At 63.2% G+C, this 378-nt stretch carries 1 protein-coding gene; it reads right to left on the bottom strand.

Annotation, left to right across the window (positions count from 1 at the left end):
• Positions 1–55 precede the first annotated feature (55 nt).
• Positions 56–378 (bottom strand): transposase (locus QWJ41_RS20875; RefSeq protein WP_302710394.1); only part of this gene is annotated, 323 nt, incomplete at its 5' end.

The following is a 378-nucleotide window of genomic DNA, read 5'->3' as shown; positions in this document are numbered from 1 at the left end:
GGAGCGTGTCAACTTTTCTGTGTAAGGCGGCCGATCTCTTTACTTTGAGTTGGGCTTACAGGTGGGGGTTGATGCGGTCGGGGTAGGCGATCGCGAGTTGGGCGAGGGCCTGCTTCCAGTTCGTGACGACCTGTCCTTCGACGAGGCGGCCTTGGGCCTTGCGCTCCTTGCCCTTCTTGCCGCGGTCCCGGTCTCTGTCGCGGGCTCGTTTGTCCTCGATGGTGCAGATCGCCAGCCACAGCAGCTTGACCGCGGCGTCGTCGCTGGGGAAGTGACCGCGGTTCTTGGTGACCTTCCTGAGCTGGTAGTTCAGCGACTCGATGGAGTTGGTGGTGTAGATGACGCGGCGCAGCTCGGGCGGGAACGCCAGGAACGGGG

It is taken from the genome of Nocardioides cremeus (assembly GCF_030518195.1).
In the GTDB taxonomy this organism is placed as follows: domain Bacteria; phylum Actinomycetota; class Actinomycetes; order Propionibacteriales; family Nocardioidaceae; genus Nocardioides; species Nocardioides cremeus.
The sequence above is the reverse complement of the archived record's forward strand: the minus strand, read 5'-3'. Positions and strand labels throughout refer to the sequence as shown.